Origin of the sequence: Nitrosomonas sp. GH22, from assembly GCF_009833115.1 — a bacterium.
Classification (GTDB): domain Bacteria; phylum Pseudomonadota; class Gammaproteobacteria; order Burkholderiales; family Nitrosomonadaceae; genus Nitrosomonas; species Nitrosomonas eutropha.
In genome coordinates this window covers 1-7,132 of sequence record NZ_QRCA01000036.1, presented here as the reverse complement: position 1 = coordinate 7,132, position 7,132 = coordinate 1, and the positions used below count along the sequence as shown (strand labels likewise).

6 protein-coding genes and 1 CRISPR repeat array are annotated in these 7,132 nt (G+C 51.4%); all 6 genes read left to right on the top strand.

Going from position 1 to position 7,132, the window contains the following annotated elements; translation table 11 throughout:
* Nucleotides 1-79: 79 nt before the first annotated feature.
* Genes ABF86_RS10455 through cas2 form a run of 6 tightly spaced genes read left to right on the top strand, consistent with a single transcriptional unit; the run spans nt 80 to nt 5,240 of the window.
* Nucleotides 80-1,042 (top strand): IS481 family transposase, encoded by a 963-nt coding sequence (locus ABF86_RS10455; RefSeq protein WP_160803590.1) that lies wholly within the window; start codon nt 80-82, stop codon nt 1,040-1,042.
* 16 nt (nt 1,043-1,058) lie between these two features.
* Nucleotides 1,059-2,342 (top strand): type I-C CRISPR-associated protein Cas8c/Csd1, encoded by a 1,284-nt coding sequence (cas8c, locus tag ABF86_RS10450; protein ID WP_160803591.1) that lies wholly within the window; start codon nt 1,059-1,061, stop codon nt 2,340-2,342.
* A 5-nt stretch (nt 2,343-2,347) separates the two neighbouring features.
* Nucleotides 2,348-3,262, top strand: coding sequence for a type I-C CRISPR-associated protein Cas7/Csd2 (cas7c, locus tag ABF86_RS10445; protein WP_074685268.1), 915 nt, complete (start codon nt 2,348-2,350; stop codon nt 3,260-3,262).
* 7 nt (nt 3,263-3,269) lie between these two features.
* Nucleotides 3,270-3,896, top strand: a complete 627-nt coding sequence (gene cas4 / locus ABF86_RS10440; RefSeq protein ID WP_011634096.1) for a CRISPR-associated protein Cas4 — start codon at nt 3,270-3,272, stop codon at nt 3,894-3,896.
* Between the two features lie 16 nt (nt 3,897-3,912).
* The gene (cas1c, locus tag ABF86_RS10435) at nt 3,913-4,947 is read left to right on the top strand and encodes a type I-C CRISPR-associated endonuclease Cas1c (protein ID WP_074685266.1); all 1,035 of its coding nucleotides are present in this window, start codon (nt 3,913-3,915) and stop codon (nt 4,945-4,947) included.
* 2 nt (nt 4,948-4,949) lie between these two features.
* Nucleotides 4,950-5,240, top strand: coding sequence for a CRISPR-associated endonuclease Cas2 (cas2, locus tag ABF86_RS10430; RefSeq protein ID WP_011634094.1), 291 nt, complete (start codon nt 4,950-4,952; stop codon nt 5,238-5,240).
* Between the two features lie 180 nt (nt 5,241-5,420).
* A CRISPR array of direct repeats spans nt 5,421-7,100; the repeat unit is 37 nt; unit sequence GTAGCGCCCGGTCACCCGACTGGGCGAGGATTGAAAC.
* Between the last annotated feature and the right edge of the window lie 32 nt (nt 7,101-7,132).

Sequence of the window (7,132 nt, the reverse complement as noted above, 5' to 3'; positions counted from 1 at the left end):
TGATACCTGACTTGGCGCTTAGATGTTTAGTCCCACGGTGTGCTGGTGTAACATATAACCAGCTACGGAGGGATGATTTATGGGACAGATATTACACGGAAGCGCCCGCACGACAGCGGCGGTGCGTCGAGCGATACAAAATAGTCAAGAGAGTCTGAATGTTCTGGCCAAGCGGCATGGGATTAATCCAAAAACGGTAGCGAAGTGGCGGAAGCGGGAATTCACCCACGATGCACCGATGGGCCCCAAAGAGTCGCACTCGACTGTTTTAAGTCTGGAAGAAGAAGCCGCTGTTGTGGCGTTTCGCAAACATACGCTTCTACCGCTGGATGATTGTCTATATGCCTTGCAACCAAGCATTCCGCATTTAACCCGCTCAAGCCTGCATCGCTGCTTTCAACGGCATGGCATCAGTCGGTTGCCGGAGGTTGATGGTGACAAGCCAAAGAAAAAGTTTAATGCCTATCCAATTGGCTACTTCCATATTGATATTGCCGAAGTTCGTACGAAGGAAGGTAAACTCTATCTTTTTGTAGCCATTGACCGGACATCAAAGTTCGTTTTTGTTCAACTCCAGAACAAAGCCAACCGCAACACGGCAACCGCCTTCTTGAAGGCCGTGATCGAGACTGTTCCCTACAAGATCCATACAATCCTGACTGATAACGGTATCCAGTTTACGTTCCCGGCGCGTTATCGGAATGGGCCAACGGCTCAGTATGTAACGCATATGTTCGATAGGTGTTGTCAGATCAACGGCATCGAGCACCGTCTCACCAAACCCAACCATCCCTGGACCAATGGTCAGGTTGAACGCATGAATCGAACCATCAAGGATGCGACTGTAAAACGGTATTATTACGACTCACACGATCAGTTGAAGGCCCATCTCCATCGCTTTGTGATGGCTTATAACTTCGCCAAAAGACTAAAAGCTCTCAAAGGCCTAACACCCTATGAATACATCTGCAAAATCTGGAAAAATGAGCCAGATCGTTTTATCTTTGATCCATTCCAGCACACCGTGGGACTAAACAAATAACCCGCTCTGGTCAGAAATTCGTGACACCAACTCCATTCTTACCTTCCGGCTAAGTGGTGATAAGGAGCTGGTTTGCCAGCGCCCGGCAGTCTACACCCTGTTTGAAAATGCAAGTACAGAAACAGAAAAAATCATCTGTCTGATTACTGGCAAACCTGACCACTTCGAGCGCCTGCATACCGCCATCAAAGGTGTCTGGGGCGCCCAGACCAGCGGTGCGAATATAGTTTCCTTCAATAAGGAGGCATTCAACTCTTTTGCCAAAGAACAGGGTGCCAATGCACCCGTTGGCAAACATGCTGCTTTTGCCTACACCACTGCACTCAACCATTTATTAAGCAGAGAAAGTACCCAGCGCATTCAGGTGGGTGACGCTTCTACCGTGTTCTGGTCCGAGCAATCTTCTCCACTGGAGGATTCATTTGCCAGTATTTTTGATGAGCCGCCCAAGGATGATCCAGCAAGACAAACGCGCGCCATTGAAGCCTTATTCAAGTCACCAGAGACCGGCACATTTTCCAATGAGGGGGGTGATACTCCTTTTTATGTGCTGGGGCTGGCTCCCAATGCAGCGCGCATCAGTGTGCGTTTCTGGCTGACAGGCACGGCTGCCGGAATGTCGCAGCGGATACGTCGGCATTTCGAGGATCTGAAGATTGTTCACGCCAGCTTCGAGAAACCTTATCTCTCGCTTTTCCGTCTGCTGGTTTCCACAGCCGCACAAGGCAAATCGGAAAACATTCCGCCCAATCTGGCCGGTGATTTCATGCGAGCCATTCTGGAAGGGTTACCTTATCCGCAAACTCTGCTGGCTGCCGCTGTGCGCCGCATTCGTGCAGAACGGGAAATCACCTGCCCTCGTGCCTCACTCATCAAAGCCTGTTTGAACCGGCAGGCACATCGTTCATCCTCTCAAGAAAAGGAGATCACAGTGTCACTCGATAATTCCAATACCAATCCCGGTTACCGTACCGGCCGTCTGTTTGCCGCGCTGGAAAAGATACAGGAAGAATCCAGCCCGGGGCTAAACGCCACGATTCGGGATCGCTTCTATGGCGCAGCCTCCAGTACGCCGGTTACCGTATTTGCCAACCTGATGAAGCTGAAAAATCATCATCTTGCCAAGCTGGAAGAAGGACGTAAACGCTTTTTTGAAAAACTTATCGGCGAAATTATGGCCAGTATCAGCGACTTCCCGGCACATCTAAATCTGGCCGATCAAGGGCGTTTTGCTATCGGATATTACCATCAACGACAAGCCTTCTTCACTAAATCCGAACCTGCTAATAAAGGAGAATAATCACCATGACACTGAAAAACCGCTATGACTTTGTATTGCTATTCGATGTAAAAGACGGCAACCCGAATGGCGATCCAGATGCAGGCAATCTGCCGCGTGTCGATGCGGAAACCGGGCTGGGATTGATGACGGATGTCGCCCTGAAACGCAAAGTGCGTAACTTTGTCAGTATGACCAGGGATCAGTCAGAAGTAACAGAATCCTTGAATGGAGACAAAAAACGCTTCGAGATTTACGTTAAAGAGAAAGCCATTCTCAATAACCAGAACAAGCGCGCCTATGTCGGCATCGGCAAACCCGAGCTGCTGGAAGGAGAGGATAAAAAGCGTAAAGGAGGCAATGCCGTTGAAGAAGCTCGTCAGTGGATGTGTAAAAATTTCTATGATGTACGCACGTTTGGGGCTGTCATGTCTACTGGCATCAACTGTGGCCAAGTACGCGGCCCGGTACAACTCACCTTTGCCCGCTCTATCAATCCTATCGTGGCGTTGGAGCATTCCATTACCCGCATGGCTGTCGCTACTGAAGCGGAAGCTGAAAAACAGTCTGGCGACAACCGTACCATGGGCCGCAAATTCACCGTACCGTACGGTCTCTACGTTGCCCACGGTTTTATCTCTGCCCATCTTGCCAACCAAACCGATTTTGGTGAAGACGACCTCGAATTGCTGTGGCAGGCACTCGAAAGCATGTTCGAGCATGATCGCTCTGCTGCACGAGGTGAAATGGCAACCCGGGGGCTGTATGTGTTCAAACATAACAGCGAACTGGGTAACGCTCCGGCTCACAGTTTATTCGCACGCATTCAGCCCAAACTGAAAAATGAAAATTCCATCGTACGTGACTTTAGTGATTACACCGTTATGGTAGATGAGGCGGACTTGCCGCAGGGTGTGACATTACAGCGTATTGTTGGCTGATAGCAGCATGAGTGGTGAATCCGACGACCCCATCATGCTTTCCGCCCTCCAACACTGGAGCTACTGCCCGCGCCAGTGCGCATTGATCCATCTGGAGCAGGCCTTTGATCAAAACGTTCACACCATGCGAGGTAACGCCGTCCATGAGCATGTGGACGACCCTGGTTTCGAAACCTTTGAAGGCGTACGCAGCGAACGTTCTTTACCGGTATGGTCCGATCGGCTGGGGCTGATCGGCAAGTGCGATATCGTTGAATTTTACCCCGACGGGCAGATTCATCCGGTGGAATACAAACATGGGAAAAAACGGGCCAAACTGCATGATGATCTGCAACTCGCCGCTCAAGCAATATGTCTGGAGGAAATGACCAGCAAACCCGTCACGCACGGTTCAATTTATCACCATTCCTCACGGCGCCGGCGGGAAGTCATCATCACCTCTGCTTTGCGAGCGCAGGTGGAAAAAACAGTTGCTGCCATTCGTGCATTGCTGGCGACCGACACTTTACCACCTCCTGCAAATGACGCACGTTGCAGGGAATGTTCGCTGAAAGACATTTGTCAGCCAGAAGTATTGGCGCAGAAGTCGAATTACCGAACAGCACAGGCAGCGTTATTTACTGTCAATGATTAACTGATCAAAACAGACTATGCGCCAGATTCTCAATACCCTTTATATCCTGACTCCCAACGCTTATGCACATCTGGAAAACGATACCCTGCGCATCGATGTGGAACGAGAAAAGAAATTACAGGTACCGTTACATCATCTGGGCTCAGTCGTATGCTTTGGTAACGTGCTGCTTTCCCCGGCCCTGATGCATCGTTGTGCTGATAATGGCATCAGCCTCGTACTGGTGGATGCTAATGGCCGCTTCAAGGCTCGCCTGGAAGGTTCGGTCAGCGGCAATGTTTTACTACGCCAGGCTCAGCATCGCAAAGCGAACGATAAAAATTTTGCGTTGGCAACTACACAGGCAATCATTGCCGGCAAATTGCGCAATGCACGGCAGGTACTGCTACGCGGTGCACGCGAAAGTAACGACGAGGCTGACCAGAGAATATTGAGCGGTGCCTCGGAATCTCTGGCCTTCTCAATCCGAAGCTTGCCACAATCAAGAAATCTTGATCATGTACGCGGGATTGAGGGAGATGCGGCTAAAACTTATTTTTCTGCTCTGCCCCATCTGGTCCGCAAAGATATACGTAAATTCTTTACAATGGACGGACGAACACGCCGCCCGCCACGTGATCGTTTCAATGCCATGCTTTCATTTATTTATTCCATGGTCATGAATGATTGCCGCTCGGCACTGGAAAGTGTCGGACTGGATCCGCAAATAGGTTTTTTGCATGCAATACGCCCAGGAAGAGCTGCACTAGCACTGGATCTGATGGAGGAATTCCGTGCATTCCTGGCCGACCGGCTGGTACTGACGCTGATCAACCGCGGGCAGATCACCGCACAGGATTTGCAGGTGCGGGAAGGCGGGGCAGTCCATCTGGAGGACAAAGCCAGGAAAGCTGTAGTCGTTGCTTATCAGGAACGCAAGCAGGAAGAAGTTACCCATCCGTTACTGGGAAGCAAAGTGCCTATCGGCCTGCTGCCGCAACTTCAGGCAAGATTCATGGCCCGTGTTATACGCGGCGAAATGGATGGTTATCTCCCTTTCCTGACCAGATAGTGATGCTGATTATTGTTACCTACGACGTTTCAACAGAAACCAAAGCTGGCCGCAAACGATTGCGACGAATCGCAAAAGTTTGCGAAAGCATCGGGCAGCGTGTGCAAAAATCCGTATTTGAATGCCGTATTGATTTGATGCAATATGAAGAACTGGAACGCCGCCTGCTGGCAGAAATAGACGAGCAGGAAGATAATCTGCGACTGTATCGGTTAACCGAACCAATTAAACTCCACGTAAAAGAATATGGAAATTTCAAGGCAGTTGATTTTGAAGGGCCACTCACCATCTGATACGCGCGAACCTGTAGCATCGGCCAAATACCGATCGGTTCGCGCCACATCTAACTACATGATACAGAATAGAAAAATAATTTACCCCTCCTTTTATCTGTTACATGCAGTCAAGGAAAATCTCATGTTCGCGCAAACTGCTCGAATTTTGATGATGTATCAAGAAGTTGTAACTGTACTGTAGCGCCCGGTCACCCGACTGGGCGAGGATTGAAACTTCGATAAGTTCAGGCAACCCGACAACATCATCAGTAGCGCCCGGTCACCCGACTGGGCGAGGATTGAAACCTCAATCTTGGCCTTAAGCGCATCAATCTCTTTATGTAGCGCCCGGTCACCCGACTGGGCGAGGATTGAAACTCTAGCGACCCAAATCACCCTCACTTTGAACAGGTGTAGCGCCCGGTCACCCGACTGGGCGAGGATTGAAACCCATCTCTAGTGTGTTACTCAGATCAGCTAATACGTAGCGCCCGGTCACCCGACTGGGCGAGGATTGAAACACTCTGCTGGCGAGGCACAAAGCTGGTGGGCGTTGTAGCGCCCGGTCACCCGACTGGGCGAGGATTGAAACCCCCTCAATAGGAGGAAATTCAGGAACATCTGTGGTAGCGCCCGGTCACCCGACTGGGCGAGGATTGAAACCTCTCTCTAATTGTTATTACTAAAATCATCTTATGTAGCGCCCGGTCACCCGACTGGGCGAGGATTGAAACTGCCACAAGATCGCGTGCACCAAGCCCAATATTGGGTAGCGCCCGGTCACCCGACTGGGCGAGGATTGAAACCAGAAGGCCCAGGTAGACCGGTTGATCCCGCCCACGTAGCGCCCGGTCACCCGACTGGGCGAGGATTGAAACTGTGGCTGGATTGAAGGCAATGGTAGCATCATTAGTAGCGCCCGGTCACCCGACTGGGCGAGGATTGAAACTTGCTTTGAACCATATACTTACCATTCTTGCTGAAGTAGCGCCCGGTCACCCGACTGGGCGAGGATTGAAACACCCATGGGGGTGAGCGGTTTCGCGCTGAAGCCAGGTAGCGCCCGGTCACCCGACTGGGCGAGGATTGAAACACAAGCATCCAGAAATGAAAGACGGAAGAGTCAAGTAGCGCCCGGTCACCCGACTGGGCGAGGATTGAAACTTAGAACACCGAAGAACGTGGAATGCATCAATAAGGTAGCGCCCGGTCACCCGACTGGGCGAGGATTGAAACTGCTTCGGTTTGATGGCTGGATTTGCCCTAGCAGGTAGCGCCCGGTCACCCGACTGGGCGAGGATTGAAACGCCTTATTCGGAGCTACCGGCAAGGACACAATAGGTAGCGCCCGGTCACCCGACTGGGCGAGGATTGAAACATTTTATCTCCATCATGGTGAAGCTTATCAGACCGTAGCGCCCGGTCACCCGACTGGGCGAGGATTGAAACCAGTTCTTGATATGCCTCCACAGAACCATGCAAAGTAGCGCCCGGTCACCCGACTGGGCGAGGATTGAAACCCGGACTTGTTAGGGTGCAGATTTAATGCATCATGTAGCGCCCGGTCACCCGACTGGGCGAGGATTGAAACTTCAATGGGTCATCTGTTGCCTTAACCGGAGACAAGTAGCGCCCGGTCACCCGACTGGGCGAGGATTGAAACAACCCAACCAACACTGTTGGCGGCATAAATCGAGGTAGCGCCCGGTCACCCGACTGGGCGAGGATTGAAACACCAATCCAGACCAGGATTCATCTGTCGCTAACTGGTAGCGCCCGGTCACCCGACTGGGCGAGGATTGAAACCTCGTATTTTGCTGCGTATTTTTGCGCCTGCGCTGGTAGCGCCCGGTCACCCGACTGGGCGAGGATTGAAACCAGAAGGCCCAGGTTGAGCGATTTATACCCCC

Coding starts and splice junctions, on each gene's coding strand:
- ABF86_RS10455 (WP_160803590.1), top strand. CDS start 80: ATGGGACAGATATTACACGGAAGCGCCCGCACGACAGCGGCGGTGCGT.
- cas7c (WP_074685268.1), top strand. CDS start 2,348: ATGACACTGAAAAACCGCTATGACTTTGTATTGCTATTCGATGTAAAA.
- cas4 (WP_011634096.1), top strand. CDS start 3,270: ATGAGTGGTGAATCCGACGACCCCATCATGCTTTCCGCCCTCCAACAC.
- cas1c (WP_074685266.1), top strand. CDS start 3,913: ATGCGCCAGATTCTCAATACCCTTTATATCCTGACTCCCAACGCTTAT.
- cas2 (WP_011634094.1), top strand. CDS start 4,950: ATGCTGATTATTGTTACCTACGACGTTTCAACAGAAACCAAAGCTGGC.